The sequence below is a fragment of the Clostridioides sp. ES-S-0005-03 genome, assembly GCF_020658455.1.
In the GTDB taxonomy this organism is placed as follows: Bacteria; Bacillota; Clostridia; order Peptostreptococcales; family Peptostreptococcaceae; genus Clostridioides.
The window spans coordinates 804,614-821,979 of record NZ_JACVWI010000001.1 but is presented as its reverse complement, the minus strand read 5'-3'; the positions used below and the strand labels follow the sequence as shown (position 1 = coordinate 821,979).

At 28.1% G+C, this 17,366-nt stretch carries 16 protein-coding genes; 1 reads left to right on the top strand and 15 read right to left on the bottom strand.

What is annotated here, in order from left to right:
- Nucleotides 1–193 precede the first annotated feature (193 nt).
- The 10 genes from IC218_RS03915 to IC218_RS03870 form a co-directional block, all read right to left on the bottom strand.
- Complete coding sequence (locus IC218_RS03915) at nt 194–391, bottom strand: GyrI-like domain-containing protein (protein ID WP_227435928.1); 198 nt, start codon at nt 389–391, stop codon at nt 194–196.
- A complete protein-coding gene (locus IC218_RS03910) occupies nt 366–698 on the bottom strand; it encodes a helix-turn-helix domain-containing protein (protein ID WP_227824259.1) in 333 nt (110 codons plus the stop codon). The genes IC218_RS03915 and IC218_RS03910 overlap by 26 nt, the downstream gene beginning before the upstream one ends.
- Nucleotides 699–790: 92 nt before the next feature.
- On the bottom strand, nt 791–1,231 hold the full coding sequence (locus IC218_RS03905; RefSeq protein WP_227435925.1) for a SufBD protein: 441 nt from the start codon (nt 1,229–1,231) through the stop codon (nt 791–793).
- Nucleotides 1,232–1,558: 327 nt separating this feature from the next.
- Nucleotides 1,559–1,936: a C-GCAxxG-C-C family (seleno)protein gene (locus tag IC218_RS03900; RefSeq protein ID WP_227435923.1), complete on the bottom strand. Its 378-nt coding sequence runs from the start codon at nt 1,934–1,936 to the stop codon at nt 1,559–1,561.
- Nucleotides 1,937–2,022: 86 nt separating this feature from the next.
- Nucleotides 2,023–2,517 (bottom strand): methylated-DNA--[protein]-cysteine S-methyltransferase, encoded by a 495-nt coding sequence (locus IC218_RS03895; protein ID WP_227435913.1) that lies wholly within the window; start codon nt 2,515–2,517, stop codon nt 2,023–2,025.
- 142 nt (nt 2,518–2,659) lie between these two features.
- Nucleotides 2,660–6,916, bottom strand: a complete 4,257-nt coding sequence (locus tag IC218_RS03890; RefSeq protein WP_227823852.1) for a 2-hydroxyacyl-CoA dehydratase — start codon at nt 6,914–6,916, stop codon at nt 2,660–2,662.
- Nucleotides 6,917–7,303: 387 nt separating this feature from the next.
- Nucleotides 7,304–8,473, bottom strand: a complete 1,170-nt coding sequence (locus IC218_RS03885) for a hypothetical protein (RefSeq protein ID WP_227483144.1) — start codon at nt 8,471–8,473, stop codon at nt 7,304–7,306.
- 381 nt (nt 8,474–8,854) lie between these two features.
- Nucleotides 8,855–9,871 (bottom strand): type I glyceraldehyde-3-phosphate dehydrogenase, encoded by a 1,017-nt coding sequence (gene gap, locus IC218_RS03880; RefSeq protein ID WP_227435901.1) that lies wholly within the window; start codon nt 9,869–9,871, stop codon nt 8,855–8,857.
- Between the two features lie 464 nt (nt 9,872–10,335).
- A complete protein-coding gene (locus IC218_RS03875; protein WP_227823851.1) occupies nt 10,336–10,944 on the bottom strand; it encodes an NUDIX hydrolase in 609 nt (202 codons plus the stop codon).
- Nucleotides 10,945–11,026: 82 nt separating this feature from the next.
- On the bottom strand, nt 11,027–11,728 hold the full coding sequence (locus IC218_RS03870; RefSeq protein ID WP_227435897.1) for a B3/4 domain-containing protein: 702 nt from the start codon (nt 11,726–11,728) through the stop codon (nt 11,027–11,029).
- Between the two features lie 239 nt (nt 11,729–11,967).
- On the opposite strand from IC218_RS03870, the gene IC218_RS03865 reads away from it, so the two are divergent.
- Nucleotides 11,968–12,231, top strand: coding sequence for a DUF1294 domain-containing protein (locus tag IC218_RS03865; protein ID WP_227823850.1), 264 nt, complete (start codon nt 11,968–11,970; stop codon nt 12,229–12,231).
- 110 nt (nt 12,232–12,341) lie between these two features.
- Here the strand turns inward: IC218_RS03865 and IC218_RS03860 are convergent, their stop codons facing one another.
- The 5 genes from IC218_RS03860 to IC218_RS03840 form a co-directional block, all read right to left on the bottom strand.
- Entirely contained in the window at nt 12,342–12,761 is a 420-nt protein-coding gene (locus IC218_RS03860; RefSeq protein ID WP_227823849.1) for a YjdF family protein, read from the bottom strand.
- A gap of 195 nt (nt 12,762–12,956) precedes the next feature.
- The gene (locus IC218_RS03855; protein ID WP_227435891.1) at nt 12,957–13,739 is read right to left on the bottom strand and encodes a PhzF family phenazine biosynthesis protein; all 783 of its coding nucleotides are present in this window, start codon (nt 13,737–13,739) and stop codon (nt 12,957–12,959) included.
- A 203-nt stretch (nt 13,740–13,942) separates the two neighbouring features.
- A complete protein-coding gene (locus IC218_RS03850) occupies nt 13,943–15,286 on the bottom strand; it encodes an MATE family efflux transporter (protein ID WP_227435890.1) in 1,344 nt (447 codons plus the stop codon).
- A gap of 106 nt (nt 15,287–15,392) precedes the next feature.
- Entirely contained in the window at nt 15,393–15,848 is a 456-nt protein-coding gene (locus IC218_RS03845; protein ID WP_227823848.1) for a MarR family winged helix-turn-helix transcriptional regulator, read from the bottom strand.
- Nucleotides 15,849–16,087: 239 nt separating this feature from the next.
- Complete coding sequence (locus tag IC218_RS03840; RefSeq protein ID WP_227435886.1) at nt 16,088–17,314, bottom strand: RtcB family protein; 1,227 nt, start codon at nt 17,312–17,314, stop codon at nt 16,088–16,090.
- Between the last annotated feature and the right edge of the window lie 52 nt (nt 17,315–17,366).

The window sequence follows — 17,366 nt, the reverse complement described above, 5'->3', positions numbered from 1 at the left end:
TTATAAATAATATATTTAATAAACTGAATCTATTTCATTAAATGATTTTTCAAAATAAAAATGGCAGCTTTAATTTGTTATTTCAAAACTACCATTAGATTATGTATATTTTCTTTTAACATATAAAGCTTTTACTCATTACAACGATTTTTACTACGTTTATTTAGTCTATATATTCAAAATATTATGGCACTCATAAAATTGGAACCCAAAATTCAATCAAACTTTTACCATCCTTATCAACTAATTCTCCATATCTCGCAAAATCATATTTAGCATTTTCATTTAACTGGCATGTTGACTGAGGTAACCATTCTTTATAAGCATAATCTACAACAGGTTGTAAGCTATCTTCTCTCTTTGCTTTAAAGGTAAAAACTATATTTTGCACATTCACCTATAACAGAAAAACCTAGTCGTGTATTTCCTTTATAGCCTACTAAAAGAATTTTGTCATTTTCAACCATTTTAACTTCCATTATTCTATCACCTCTCAAAGTTTCTTTTCCATCAACAGTAAACTTTAATTGTACAGGATGAAAATCTCCTTTTTTTCTAAATGATTGTGGGCTACATTTAAACATAGCCTTAAATCCAATTGTAAATGATTGTTGTGTTTCATATCCAGCAAATAGTGAAATTTCCATAATTGGCTTATCTGTAAAAATTAGTAACCTTCTAGTATGATTGTACCTAATTCTGTCTTAGCTATTTTCACATTTCTTGCTATTGTCAAAAAAAATTAATCACTAATAATGATGGCAACCCGTAAAATTTGGATAATATATCATTACTCAAGGTTAGATAATGTATTTCTTATGTCCTTTTCTACTAATGACTTCATATTATCATTATAAATATTTATATCTGCATTACTTAATTCCGCTCTTATACGATGAATAAGTTGTTTCTTATACTTTATGATATTAGGTAATGACTGAATAAAATTTCTCGATACAGAAGGCTTTTTATCCACAATGTGACTTAGTATACTATCTATATTCATTTCAATTTTATTATCAGTATCCCACTTAGCATTTGCAACTATTAACAACAATCCTCTTGTACGAATATATGAACTTTCATTATTAATCATTTCTAGAAAATAATCAAAAAAACAGTATGTAATGTTTGATTTTTTACTTTCATTTTCTAGAAATAAAAAAGTTTTATATGCTTCAGTATGATTTTTTGAACATAATTCTTTAATAAGTAAATCAATATTTTCCAATATTTTCATCTCCTTTGTAACAAATATTTATTTAAGCTGAGTATAACATAACAAAAAATAAATAGAAATAATTGCGATACCTATATAAATATTATCTGTTAATCAAGCTGATTTACATCAATGCATGTTAATACTCAATTGTCATTTAAATTCTGTTAATAAGTAATATAATTTTTTTCTAAATTATACTAGCAAAAAGACGCTCCTTTTTGAGCGTCTTCATAATATAAAAATCTAATATTCTTTTAAAGTTCATTGCGTTTTATTTGTAACTAATAAGTTATATAATAAATAGACTTAATAAATATATTATATAACTTATATTTATTATAGTTCCTTTTTTAAAGTTTCTTTTAAAGTATCATATGCAAAATCCATTATCTCTCTACAAGCAACTAAATCTTTCTTTAAGTCTATACATAACTCTGAACCATACTCATTTCTTACTGTTGTTGTCAAATCTTTAGCATATGCTTTAGCTTTAGTACTTTCACCCTCATGGTTTCTACCTCTTACATATCCAATTATTATATTTGAGGCATTTACTGCACCACATAAACTAGCAACTCCACAACCTGAACCTAATCCACTACCTAAACAAACTGGTATATCTGTATTAAACTCTTCATTATATGCTTTTATAACTGACTCTGCACAATTAAACCCTTTTTCATGGTATTTTGATGCTATAACTTTATTGCACATTAAAACTCCCCCTTATCAATGTAAATTAAAAATCTCTTCTAACATAATTATATCAAATATTAACAAAAAAATCACTTTTAACCAATTTAACTATTTTCTTCTAAATCTAATAGTATTTTTTTTAAGTCAGAATGATTCCCCATATATCCACCAATATTATTTTTACCAACAACTCTGTGACAAGGTATTATTATTGGAATTTTGTTGCTTTTACTTGCTTGTCCAATTGCTCTAACAGACTTTGGATTATTTATATTTTTTGCTATTTCTGAGTATGAGAGTGTTTTTCCATAAGGTATTTTTAACATTTCTTCATAGACAGACTTTTGAAATTCAGTACCATCAACACGTATTTTCAAATCAAATGTTTTTCTTTTTCCATTAAAATAATCATCTATCTGATTTATTGCCTCTTTTAAATCTTCTTCACTTCTTTTTATATCTATTCCTTTTTTAATATATTCTTCTTTTAAATTATTAAATTTTTCATCTCCTATATCTAAACTAACTACAAAACCATCTTCACTCAATATGTACAAATTTCCTATTTTAGACTCATAAACATCATATACTAAATTCATATAACGTCCCCCCTTTTATATTAGTATACATATAATTTTTCAAGTAATAAAGAGTTACCCTAAAAAATAGAGTAACTCTTTTTATAATTGTTATACAATAGAAATTTATTTAGATAGCTATAAATTTTCAATATGTGAAACATTAATCTTCTATATTTTTAAAAGCTTTAGAAAGCATAAGTTTTATCCTGTTAAGCTGATTCACCTCGCTTGCAGAAGGGTCATAATCAATAGGAATTATATTTGCATTCCTATATAATCTTTTTAATTCTTTTATAGAACCTTTACCAATTATATGATTAGGTAAACATCCAAAAGGTTGCATACAAATGATATTTTCCACACCTTCATTCAACAATTCAACCATCTCACCTGTTAAAAGCCATCCTTCTCCAGTTTGATTTCCTAATGATACTACTGGTTCTGTATTTTTCGCAACTGTTTTTATATTTCCTGGAGCGTAAAATCTTTTACTTTTATCAAGTGCTTTTTTATATACTCTTTGGTATATACTTGTTATGTATATAAAGGCTTCTCCTATCATTCTACTTTTTCTACTTCCTTCTAAATGAGTGTGTTTATAAATAGTATTAAACGCACAACTTAAAAAGAAATTTGTAAGGTCTGGTACAACTGCTTCAGCACCTTCTCGCTCTAATATATTCACTAGATTATTGTTTGCAATTGGATGAAATTTAACTAATATTTCTCCAACTAAACCTACTTTAGGTTTTTTAATATCTAATATCTCTAGGTTATCAAACTCATTTACTATCTCTTTTATGTTTTTAGTAAATACAGAAATTTTAGCTTTGACTAGAGATTTTTTACATATATCAACCCATTTTTCATATAGAGTATTTGTACTTCCAATAACTTTCTCATATGGTCTCACTCTATAGAGTACTTTCATCAATAAATCTCCATATACAACAGACATAAAAAGTCTATTGATTAATTTTAGAGATACATTATCCATTATCCCACTATCTTCTATTCCATTTACACTAAGTGCAATAACTGGAACATCTTTAAACCCTGCATCATACATAGCTTTTCTTAAAAATCCAATATAATTTGTAGCTCTACAACCGCCACCAGTTTGAGTTATTGCAACAGATGTATTATTTAAATCATATTTTCCAGACTTTAATGCTGTTATTAATTGACCTACTACTATTATAGCTGGATAACAAGCATCATTATTTACATACCTCAAACCTTCCTCAATAACACTACTATCTGTATCTTTTAAAATTTCTATCTTATATCCACTCAGATTTACAGCTTCTTCAAGGAATTGAAAATGTATAGGTGACATTTGTGGTGCTAATATAGTATGTTTGTTCGTTATTTGATTATTCTTTGCATACTGTATTCTATCTACTTTCATATTTTTTACATCTATATTTTTACTTTCTCTCTCAAACATAGCTGCTTTTAAAGACCTCATTCTTATCTTTGCAGCTCCCAAATTATTACCTTCATCAATTTTTATAATAGTATATATTTTAGATTTTTCATTAAGTATTTCTTGAACTTGGTCTGTAGTTACTGCATCCAAACCACACCCAAATGAATTAAGTTGAACCAATTCTAAATAATTTTTATCTCTTACAAAACTAGCTGCTTTGTATAATCTTGAATGATAGACCCATTGGTCTACAACTCTAAGTGGTCTTTGCATATTTGCTAAGTGACATATAGAATCTTCAGTAAGTACTGCCATGTCTAAAGAATTTATAAGCTCTGGCATTCCATGATTTATTTCTGGATCTATATGATATGGTCTACCACATAATACAATTCCCTTTAAGTTTCTCTCTTTTATCTCCTTAAGTGCTCTTTCACCTGCTGCTTGCATCTCCATCTTAAATGAATTTTGTTCATCAGTCGCTTTATCAACTGCATGATTAATTTCTTCCTTAGTTATATTTATACCATTAAAACGTCTTGATAATTCCTCATGAAGTCTCTTTTTCAACTTTTCCTTATCATTTAGACTTATAAATGGATTTATGTAATTTATATTTTTGTTTCTTATATTTTCCACATTATTTTTTATTACTTCAGAATAGGATATTACAACGGGACAATTATAATAATTATCTGCACTTAAATCTTCTTTATTTTCATTGGTTACACTAGGATAAAATATATTCTTTATTCCTTTTGAAATTAAATTTTCTATATGACCATGAACTAATTTCCCAGGATAACACACTGTTTCAGAAGCAATGCTAGTTATACCAGTTTCATATAATTGTTTTGATGACCTATCTGAAAGTACAACTCTAAATCCCATATCATTGAAAAATGTAAACCAAAATGGATAATCTTCATACATATTTAATACTCTTGGTATTCCTATCTCTCCTTTTTTTGCTTTATCTTTTTCTAATGGTTTGTATTTAAAAATCCTATCATATTTATACTTAAATAGATTTATGGGGTTTTTCTTTTCTAAACCTATCTTTTTATCGCCATAAATAGCTTCTCCCTTCTCACATCTGTTTCCTGAAATAAAAATTTCATTATCAGAAAATTTGTTTATTGTAAGAAGACAATGATTTGAGCATCCTTTACATCTAATTACACTTGATTCTAATTTTATACTATTCAATTCTTCTTTAGATAATAAAGATGTTTGATATCCACTTTCATACTTCTCTCTAGCTATAAGAGCTGAACCAAAAGCACCCATAATTCCAGAAATATTAGGTCTAATTACATTTTTGCCAATTAACCTTTCAAAACTTCTAAGTACTAAATCATTGTAAAATGTTCCACCTTGTACAACAATATTATTTCCAATCTCATTTAAATCTCTGATTTTTATTACTTTAAATAAAGCATTCTTTATTACAGAATAAGATAAGCCTGCTGATATATCTCCAACACTTGCCCCTTCTTTTTGAGATTGTTTTACTCTCGAATTCATAAACACAGTACATCTTGAACCTAAATCGACAGGGCTTTGAGAATAGATACCTTCATGTGCAAATTCTTCGATTGTCATAGATAAAGAACTTGCAAATGTCTCTAAAAATGAACCACAACCTGATGAACAAGCTTCATTTAATATTATATTATCAATTACACCCTCTTTTATTTTTAAACACTTCATATCTTGACCACCAATATCAAGTATAAAGTCTACATCTTTATTAAAAAATTTAGCAGCTTTATAATGTGCTATAGTCTCTATTTCTCCATTATCTATTTTTAATGCTTTTTTAATAAGTCCCTCTCCATATCCAGTTACAGTTGAACTTAAGATTTTAACGTCTTTTGGTAATATATCATATATTTCATTTATGACCTTGATTGTTGTTTTTAGTGGATTCCCTTCATTACTATTATAGTAAGAATATACTAGATTCCCATCTTCATCAATAAGCGCAGCCTTAGTAGTAGTAGAACCTGCATCAATTCCTAGATAACAATTTTTCTTAATTGAATTTATATCTACATAATCTATTTTTTCTTTTTCATGTCTTCTTAAAAATTCTTCATACTCGTTTTTATCTTTGAATAAAGGTTCTAATAAATTTACTTCTCCATCTTCAATATTTTTTATATTGTCTAGTTTTTCTATTAGAGATTTAAGTTTTATACTATCTTCATCTACTGATAATAATCCTGCTCCAATAGCAATATAAAGCTGTGCATCTTCTGGGAAAATTACATTTTCATCTTTTAAATTTAGTACTCTTTTAAAAGCTTCTCTAAGTTCAGATAAAAAATACAATGGTCCACCTAAAAATGCAACATTGCCTTCTATTTTTCTTCCACAAGAAAGAACACTCACTGTTTGTACGACAACTGCATTAAAAATACTCATTGCTATATCAGTCTGCTTAGCTCCATCATTTATAAGAGGTTGAATATCTGTTTTAGCAAAAACACCACATCTTGAGGCTATTGGGTAAATAACATTGTAGCCTTTAGCTAATTCATTTAAACCACTAGCATCTGTCTTTAAAAGGGAAGCCATTTGGTCTATGAATGCTCCAGTGCCACCTGCACATATACCATTCATTCTTTGATCTATTCCTCCACTTAAATAGGTTATTTTTGCATCTTCTCCTCCAAGTTCTATAACAACATCAGTTTCCGGATGGAAATATTCTATTGATTTTGTACTAGATATAACTTCTTGGACAAATTTTACCCCAAGTTTTTTTGAGATTCCAATTCCTCCTGAACCAGTTATTATAATGGTTGCATTTATATCTCCCAATTTTTCGTATATTCCATTTAGTACTTCTTTAACTGATTTCTTCACATCAGAATAATGTCTTTTATATTCTTTATGAACTATATTGTTATTATTAAGTACCACAACCTTTACTGTTGTAGAACCTACATCAATTCCTATATGAAATAATTCATCCATTGTACCCCTCCATACTTATATGCTTTTTTAATTTTTGTAAGTTCTATGGCTTTATTTTAAGTAAGTTATTTTATAATTTTTATGATTAATATTTTTATTTTATGATTCTTTTATTAATCAAGCTTACTCTACTAGGTAATTTCTAATAATACCTTTAAATTTTAAATAAGAACATATAGTTAGTGTACTAAATTTTGTCATAAATTTCTACAGATTTTTGTTACTTTTTACATAAATATAACTTAACTCTAATACCAATTTAATGTTCGTATATTATAAAATATCTTCATTCAAAAAAAATGGTTGTCAGTACACAATTCCTTATTGCATATAGACAACCATTTTTTTGTATATTATTTTTATTTTAATTACTTCTATTTATCATATTTATGATACGAGCATAAATATAAAGTGAGCTGCTGCTCCTGCACATAAACCACCTATTGTATGAGAAAGAATTGCTTTTCCAGCTAATTGTCTAGCATTTAATGCATCCATCATACCAATATGTGTACTTAAATATCCACTCCAACACATACCCATTGCTGTAAATACTGCTATATCATTAGGAGTTATAGCTCCTGATTTTATAAATTCTGGAACTAAAGACATTGCTGCTCCAACAGCTCCTAATGAAGTTATAGGGAATGCTATTGCTTCTGGTGATGTAAATCCAAATAATGGCTCTAATATAAATCCAAGCTTATCCCCAAGAACTGGAAGTAATTTTATTCCTTCATATGCAGCTCCTGTATAAACCTCTTGACCTGTAGCAGGGTCTGTAGATGGTCCAAAAGTTAATAGCATAACTAATGTACATACTACTAGGACACCAGGGATTATAGCCATTCCCATATCTACACCCATCTTACCACCTTCAAGAATAGCATCTAGGCCTCTTTGGAACACATTTCCTTCTCTTATTTCTCTAAATTCAGCTTTTTTCTCTAATGTTCCTGCTGCTTTATCTTCTTCTGGATTATAGTTATAGAACTTCTTAGTAAATGTCAACATTATTCTAACACTTACAACACTACCTATTACTGCACCTAAGTTACCAATCAATGCTGGCAATACATATTCTGTACCTTGAGATATCATAAACGTTGTTAAGATAAGTCCCATACCAAAAGCTGTTCCTAAATTACATAGTGCTGGAACTTGATATTGTTTAAAATACTGTGTGAATGTTTTATCTTTAGCAAAAGGTATAATAGCTGGATTATCTGATAAATAAGTTGTTATAGCCCCTGCTATACTAGCACCAGGTAATCCGTATAAAGGCTTCATAAATATAGCGAAAATTTTATTAATTAATGCTATTACTCCAAACTCTGAAAGTAGTGCGCTTAATGCGCCTGCAAGAACTGCCATAGCCATAATTAAGAAAACTGTCTCTAATAGTAAAGCATGTGCTGTACTCATTATTACTTTAAACATCATTCCTGCGCCCATAATACTACCAACATAGCCAAATCCAACTATTAGTAATATTATGAAAACGAATGTCTCCATGCTTACTGCCTTAACCTGTCTCCTGTCTGTTAACTTCTCCATTTTGAATCATCCCTTCTTTTCTTTTGTTGTAAAGCTTAACAAAACCTTTTCTCTTTTTTAATTATACTTATAAATATTACTCTTTGCAACTTTATTTGTCATTTTTTTATCATAAATAAAATGAAAACCAGTATTCCAATAATAAAAATTTTTCAGATTTCTGCAAGTTTTCGACATATTATCTTTCATATATAAAATGATACAATTTCTTACTAAATAGATATAACCTCCTCTAACGACCTAATATCTAATAACAAGTTGTAACTTATAACTTTTATATTAATCAAAAAAGATTATGAAAAATTTTTTCCTTCAATATTTTTCATAATCTTTTTTTCTATTTTTATAAATTTTTTTCAAAAATTTTTTTTTAGTTATGTATTATTTTAATTTTTCAGCTATATATTTTACTAAATCAACAGTTCTTGAGGAATATCCCCATTCATTGTCATACCATGAAACTACTTTGACCATATTATCCTCTATAACCATTGTGGACAGAGCATCTATGATAGATGATCTTGAATCACCTCTATAATCTATAGAAACAAGTGGTTTGTCACAGTATCCTAAAACACCCTTTAATTCTCCTTCAGCAGCTTCTTTTAATACAGAATTCACTTGCTCAACTGTAACGTTTTCTTTAAGTTCACATACTAAATCAACAAGTGAAACTGTTGGTGTTGGCACTCTAAGTGAAAAACCATTTAATTTTCCTTCTAATTGTGGTAATACTCTTGACACAGCTTTTGCTGCTCCTGTAGTGGTAGGTATTATAGATTCAGCCGCTGCTCTCGCTCTTCTCAGGTCTTTGTGGCTCTTATCTAATATTCTTTGATCGTTAGTATATGAATGTACAGTAGTCATTAAACCTTTTACTATACCAAATTTTTCGTCCAATACTTTAGCAAATGGTGCTAGGCAATTTGTAGTACAAGATGCATTTGAGATTATATTATGCTTTTCATTATCATATTGTTCTTCATTAACTCCAACAACTATAGTTATATCTTCATTTTTTCCTGGAGCTGTTATTATTACTTTTTTTGCACCTGCTTTAATGTGTTTTTCTGCCTTTTCTCTTTGTGTAAATAATCCTGTTGATTCTATAACTATATCAACCCCTAACTCTTTCCATGGTAATTCTTCCGGGTCATTGTATCTCAGTATTTTTATTTCTTTAGAGTTTACTATTAGTGTATCTTCATCCTTTGCTTCTACCTCACCTCTAAAAGTTCCGTAACATGAATCATATGTAAATAAATGTGCCAAAGACTCTGTTGTTGCTCTTGCATTTATGGCTACAATTTCTATATTATCTCCTAATTCTTCTTGAGCTATTCTCAACACAGCTCTTCCTATTCTTCCAAATCCGTTCATTCCTACCTTAATTTTCATTATGAAATGTCTCCCTCCATTACTATGTTTTTACATGATTATTGTACACTAAATAATTCATTTGTTCAATACTTTTTCTAGATTAAATAATTAAATTCTGTGTTTTTTTATTGTCAAAAGACAATTAGTGTATCATTTTTATCTCTTTTAACCCTTATTTAGTATATACTTTTTAATATAAAGAGGCTGGAGGGACGTATTTTGCCCAATGTCCCTTGGGACATATTTCACCACCATTTTTTTGAATTTTTAAACTATATCTATATTTGAAAATACAATATGTATTAAAAGATTATCTCTCAATACAAAAACATCTAAAGATTACCTAAAAATAACCCTTAAATTTTTGTATTGATTACTTTACATCTTAAAAAATAAAACAAAAAAGAGATTATATCATTATATGAATAAAATAAATTTTTATACTTTACTCACTTACATAATACAATCTCTTTTTTTTATAATTATTCAAATAATTTAGTTCCTAAACTTACAAACATTTGTAAAATTAAAAATGCTTTTGTATCTATCTTATGATTACTCTGTAAAATTTCTTTTGCTTCATCTTGTGAAACTAAAATAACTTCAATATCTTCATCTGGTTCTAAGAATTCATCAGTTATATTACCATCGCATATACAGTAAACAAATGCAATCGATTCATCACTCATACCAGGAGATAGATATACTTTCTCATTACTCTTATTTTTTTGAATTTCTAAAAGAGTAAGCCCAGTTTCTTCTCTAAGTTCTCTTTCAACAGAAATATCTATAGATTCACCCTTATCGATAAGACCTGCTGGCAATTCGTATATATATCCATTAATGGGTACTCTAAATTGTTTTATTAAAATTAATTTTTTACTACTTTTATGAAGACCTACTATTGCAACTGCATCTGCACTATCTTCTTTATTTTCAAGATAAATACTTTTTAGTTGTTCACTGCTTTTTCTTGATGCTACCATCCATATCTTATCTTCATCTAGCTTATTTTTATACTCAATTTCAAAAAGTCCCATAAACTTACTTTCAACCAATGGATTTATATTCTTTATTATAGTTTTTTTCAAATTTACTACGACCTCTCTTTATTTAAATATCCTTAAGTAATTATAGACATAATACTTTAAAATAAGTATTGGATACAGTTTCTTATATCTCCATTTCTAAGTTATCTTTATCTATGAACCCTACTTTAATTTCACAATCAAATATTTCTTTTAATAATTTTGCTAACTCTTCTCTTGCACTCATTACTTGATCTAAATTTGCATTAGTAAAACCATCTATAGGGAAAAATATATTTTTTGAACTACTTGTAATTTTTCCTTCTTCACCTTGTCTCCATATCCATCTTCTAGTTTTTACCATATCTCCAACAGAATAAATTAATTCTCCTTCTTCCATCAACTCAACTTCAGTTTCTCCAAATGGAATAAATTTATCCCCTTTTTTTGAAAATCTAACAAATACATCATCATCTCTAAAATCCATATCATGTGCACCCATTGGAAGTAGATATTTTAAAGAAATAGAGTTTCCTAAGTCTACAATAGGATTTATATGTGGAAGCTTTTTATTTTTAGCAACTCTTGTTGTCATTGCTTCTATCGAACTCATAAATTTATTTGGATTCATCCCTAAACTTCTAAATGCTTCTCTGTATGGTATAATTTCTTCTGCTTCTTTTACCTTTTTATCTTTAAAGTACTCTTCTACTCTGTCTATGCTTATATCTAAAAGATTATTTATTCTTTCAATTTCTTTAGTATTGTCTATTCCTTTTGCAACTACTACACCAAAACATACATTTTCTAATTTATCAAATACTTCTTTTTCTACTATGAATTTCATTTTGCCTTGTCCTCCTGTTATTTTACATTATTTTCTAAGTAAATTTTATCACTTTATGTCTTATAAATATACCCCCTATTTTAGCAATTGTTTAATTTTTTTAAATTTTCCAATTAATACAATATTAGTTCTTATGAAATATTTTATATATAGTAATTATAGATTAAGCTTTTAAAAAAAATATTCTTGCTTTATAATGTATAATATATTTTTATTATACGTCTTATGGAGGTAATATTGTGAAAAATTTGATTTCTATATATTTTATAATTATTAATATTATTGGTTTATCTTCAATGTATATTGATAAGAAAAAAGCAATAAAAAATAAATGGAGAATAAAAGAAACTACCCTTCTTGCCATAGCAATAATTGGAGGTAGCATCGGTTCTATCATTGGAATGTATTCTTTTAGACATAAAACTAAGCATATTAAATTTACACTTGGGATACCATTTATAATATTACTACAATTGTTATTATTCTATTTTTATATGTTTTAAAGTGATTTTTAAATATAATAATTCTATTTTTATTAATAATTTAAGGTGTATAAATTTTTTAATTTTATACACCTCTTATCTAGCAATTCATAAAAATCTAACCAATTAAATTAATGACCTTTATGTTTGGCTTTTCTTTTTTCTTGTTTCAAAGTAAAAAGTCTTTCTTTTTCTTCTTCTTTTCTAGACTTAGCTAGTATTTTTTTATCTTGTTTTCTTTCTTCATGTTGAAGCTTAAGAGCATTTTGCGCTTTAGTTCCTATAGTTTCTTTAGACTGTTCTTTTTTTACTTTTCTCTGCATCCTTTTATATCCAATATTGTCTTTAGATACATTTTTATCCAATTTGATACTTCCAAAATTTAATGAAAAGAACTTTTCAAGTATGAATTCATATACTTCTACATCCCTAGGTTCTGCTCCAAAAACTACCCTACACACCTCATATTTTTTACCATCTTGTCTTTCGAATATACCTATCCAAAACGGTTCTTCAAATAAGACTGTTAATTTTCCACTAACATTATCCATTGCTAGTTCCTCCTATTTATTTGCTTTATTTCTAAAGAATGGACAACCAAGGAGGCAGGTTACTGACAGCAATTGCTGCGTCTGGACTACCAACCAGACTGTGTTTTTATCTTCATCAGTTAAATATTAACTTTTTTATTTTAATTTGTCAATGTGGACATAAATTTATCTTCCTTACTATTGCTATTAACAACTTTAAATATTATCCATTATTTCTCCATGCATAAACAAAGCTGCTTCTCCAGAAATTTTTACATCATTATCTTTTAATAATTCACACTGAATAATGCCACCACGATTAGAAAGTTGTGATGCTATCATTTTATCTTTTCCCAACTTTTCAGCCCAATATGGTATAAGACTACAATGAGATGAACCTGTAACAGAATCTTCTGAGTCTAATTCTGGACAAAAATATCGAGATACAAAATCTGTATCAGTTCCTTGTGATGTAATTATAACACCTAGCCAACCTGTTAATTTACGTAAATCTTGATAATTAGGTGTATAGTCTATAACTTCTTGTTCATTACTTAGTAACAATATTAAATCTCTTGAAGAGTAGATAGCCACTGGTGTACAACCCAGTAAACTACGTTGTTGTACTGATAATTCAATTTCAATAGGTTCTCTGTTTGGAAATATCATTTCATATAGATTCCCATTTCGTGTAACTTCAAGAGTTCCACTTTGAGTAAAAAAACAAATTTTCTTAATATCTATATCAATAAAATTGGATATAACATAAGCTGCAGCTAAAGTTGCATGACCACATAAATCAATTTCTTCTTTAGGTGTAAACCATCGTAAGTCATAATTTCCATTATTTTTAACTACAAAAGCTGTTTCTGGAAGATTATTCTCTGTTGCTATTTTCTGCATTAATTCTAGTGATAATCTCTTTTCAGGAACACAAACACCAGCAGGATTTCCTTTAAATAATCTATTTGTAAATGAATCAACTACATAATATTTCATTATTCACACCTTCTTTCTAATTTAAAGTTAGGAATACATTCATATTATATTATCCCATATTTAAATAATCAAAACAAATTACTATTTCTTATGAATTTATATAATTCAATATCTTACTCTCGACAAGTATTTATTGAAATACAAAACTAGAATACTTCTTTATCAATATTTCAATAATATTTTCTTTTCTGATAAAATCTCTTCTATACTAATTGTAGTGACTTTTCTTTAAACCACATTATGCCAGTAATAATTGTTGCACATACATCTGCTACCAATTGAGTTGCAATAAGACCTTTCATACCCCATAAATTTGTGAAGATCAACAAAAATGGAATGAACAGCAAACCTTGACGACATATACTTAGCATACCACCTTGTTTTGCTTTTCCAATTGCTAAAAAGTAATTTCCTATGACAATTTGAACCCCTAATGTCATAAATGAAATAGCATCAACAATTAAAGCAGTTCTTCCAATTTCCAATACTTTAACTGATTCTTGATTAAATATATAAATAAATTGCTTTGAAAATAAAATACACAAAGCTCCAAACAATACATTTACAACAGTACTCCAATATATTGCTGTCTTAGTAGCTCTTTCAACTCTATCTATTTTTCCTGCACCATAGTTATATCCAATCAGAGGAGAATAACCTTTTAAAAAACCATATAAAGCATTTGATTCCAAAGACATAAGGCGGTTAACAATTCCCATAGCTGCAATAGCAGCTTCTCCAAATGGTTTAGCAACAATATTAGTTAAACTCACTGCCCCACCAGTCAAAAATTGGAAGAAGCAAACTGGTAGACCGATTTTGAAAATCTCTGTGTAAATAGTACGCTTGATTTTAAAATAACTAAAAGAAATTTTCAAAAATGTATGCCCTTTTAAAATATAAAATCCATAAAATGAGGTAGAGACAAGTTGTGAAATTAATGTTGCAATAGCTGCACCAGAAACTCCCATATGACATCCAAATATTAAAACTGGGTCTAATATGAAGTTTGTTAATCCACCAAGCAACATAGCAGTCATACTAAATGAAGAACTCCCTTCTGCAACTATCATATTATTCATCATTATATTTAAAACATTGAATATAAGCCCCAAAATATATATCAAACCATATTCTCTTACATAATAAAGTGTGCTATCTGTTGCCCCTAAAATATTCATAAGAGGATTAAAAAATAATAGCATAATTGTAACCAAAACAGTGATTAAAAATATACCTGAAAAGAAAGCTATACTACTACAAGCCTTTACTTCCTCATATTCTTTTTTACCAAGAAGCCTTGAAATATAAGAACCTGCACCACTTCCAAAAAGCAACCCTATTCCAGTACCAACCATAGTTAATGGATATACTAAGGATACTGCAGCAGTTTGCAGTGTCCCCAAACGACCTACAAAGAAAGCATCAACAATATTATATAATGCTGATACTATCATCCCCATCATAGTAGGCATTCCTAATTTTAACAGTGATTTCCTTACATCTTCTTTTTCTAAAAGATAGATTCTTTTTTGATTTCCATTCATATCAATCATCCTTTCAAATGTTTTGTTTCAATACAGTATAGTTACTAAACATATTTTTAAAAATAATTGCTACCCTCTACGATAGCAATTTTTTCACACACAGCCATTACTTTTCTTCTAATTTTTTATCAATACTTTCTTCAAAAGCAGAAAAATAACTCAACATATACTCATAAAAAGGCTCTGGCATATCATCTAACAGTTTGAGTGATTCATCATTAGTTTGCTTATGATATTCTTGATGAGCTTTATAATTTTTCATTCCATCATCTGTAAGGCTCAAAACTACTTCTGTATCAGAATCAGGAGATACTTTTTTTACTACAGTTCCTTTATCTACTAGTTTATAAATCATCTGAGAAGCTGCTCCTTTTGTAATACCCAAAACATCTGCAAGAGATGTAATGTTTATTCCAGGATTATCACCAACAGCTGATATTGTATGAATTTCTGATTTTGATAATAGAAGCTCTGTTCCATAAGTTCGCTTTTTATCTTCCCACTGATTGTATTTGTGAATAATACGTTCCATCGATGTAATTAGTTTAGAATAATCTCTCATACTTTCACCTCTATTTGTTTAGTTTCATTACTGTTTAGTTACTATACATATTATATCTTTACTTATCAATTGTCAAGTTTCTCTTTAAGAAATATCCAAGGATTTATTTTCATAATTGAATGAATCCTTATTTCTGAACCTCCATATAAAAAAGGAGTACTATTTTTTGTACTCCTTTTTTATAAATTTTATTTTTTATATAGATTAAGATTACTATATTATCTTAATCTTCCAAATTGTTAATTTGACTTAAAATTATAAATTGGTTTCAATATATTAATTATGTCAACTGTTTCTCTTATATTTTCTACAATCTCATCAATTGGCTTATACGCTTGAGGTGCTTCATCAATGGTTTTAATATTTACACTCGTTGTAAATACATTTTTCATAGAATCTTCATAATCTTTCATATTTATACTTCTTTTGGCTTCTCCTCTTGAAAGTATACGTCCTGCTCCATGAGGTGCAGAATTAACCCAATCTAAATTTCCTTTTCCTACTCCCAAGATAACACCATCTCTCATATTTATAGGAATCAATAACTTTCTTCCTTCATACGATGCTATAGCTCCTTTTCTTAGTATTCTGTTTTCAATTTCTATATAATTATGTATAGTTTGAAAATGGTCTAAATCATTGAACTTAAGACCTATACATTCTTCAATTATTCTTTTAGCCATTGTATTTCTGTTTAGTTCAGCATATTTTTGTATAATATCCATATCATGAAGATAATCTTCCATCAATTTTCCTTCTAAATAGCATAAATCTTTTGGTATTTTAGGGGTAAAATTATGTTCTTCTTTAAGCGTTATCAATGCATCCTGAATTTCTTCTTCTCTATTTTCCTTTTTGTACTGCTCAACAAGTCTTTTACTGTCTTCCTCAAAGCTATTGCTAATTCTGACATAGTAATCATAAGCTTTTTTTTGGTAGTATTTTGCTACCCTATTGCCAAGATTTCTACTACCAGAGTGTATTATTAAATATTTATTTTTTTCACTATCTTCATTTAACTCAATAAAATGATTTCCCCCTCCAAGGCTTCCAATAGCTCGATTATATTCCTCTGTAGCTTTTCCTATACCTTTTATACAATATAATGATTCTATCTCTTTTTTATAGTTTGCTTTACTATATTTATTTATATTAAATCCATGAGGTATTTTTTTTCTTATAAAATCATCTATCTGTTTCAAATTCAAATCAACTTTACCCAGATTTACACATATAACCCCACACCCTATATCTACTCCAACAAGATTTGGGACTATTTTATCTTGTATTGTCATTACAGTACCTATTACACAGCCAGAACCTGCATGACAATCTGGCATTATTCTTATCTTAGATTTTGTTGTAAATTCCTGATTACATAATTCTATTATTTGACTTATTGTTGTACTATCTACATTATCTGTAAATATTTTTGCTTTATTGTATTTTCCTTGAATCTCTAGCACTAATACCACATCCTTCTAAACTATATATTAATTTTAATATCATATTCTGTTA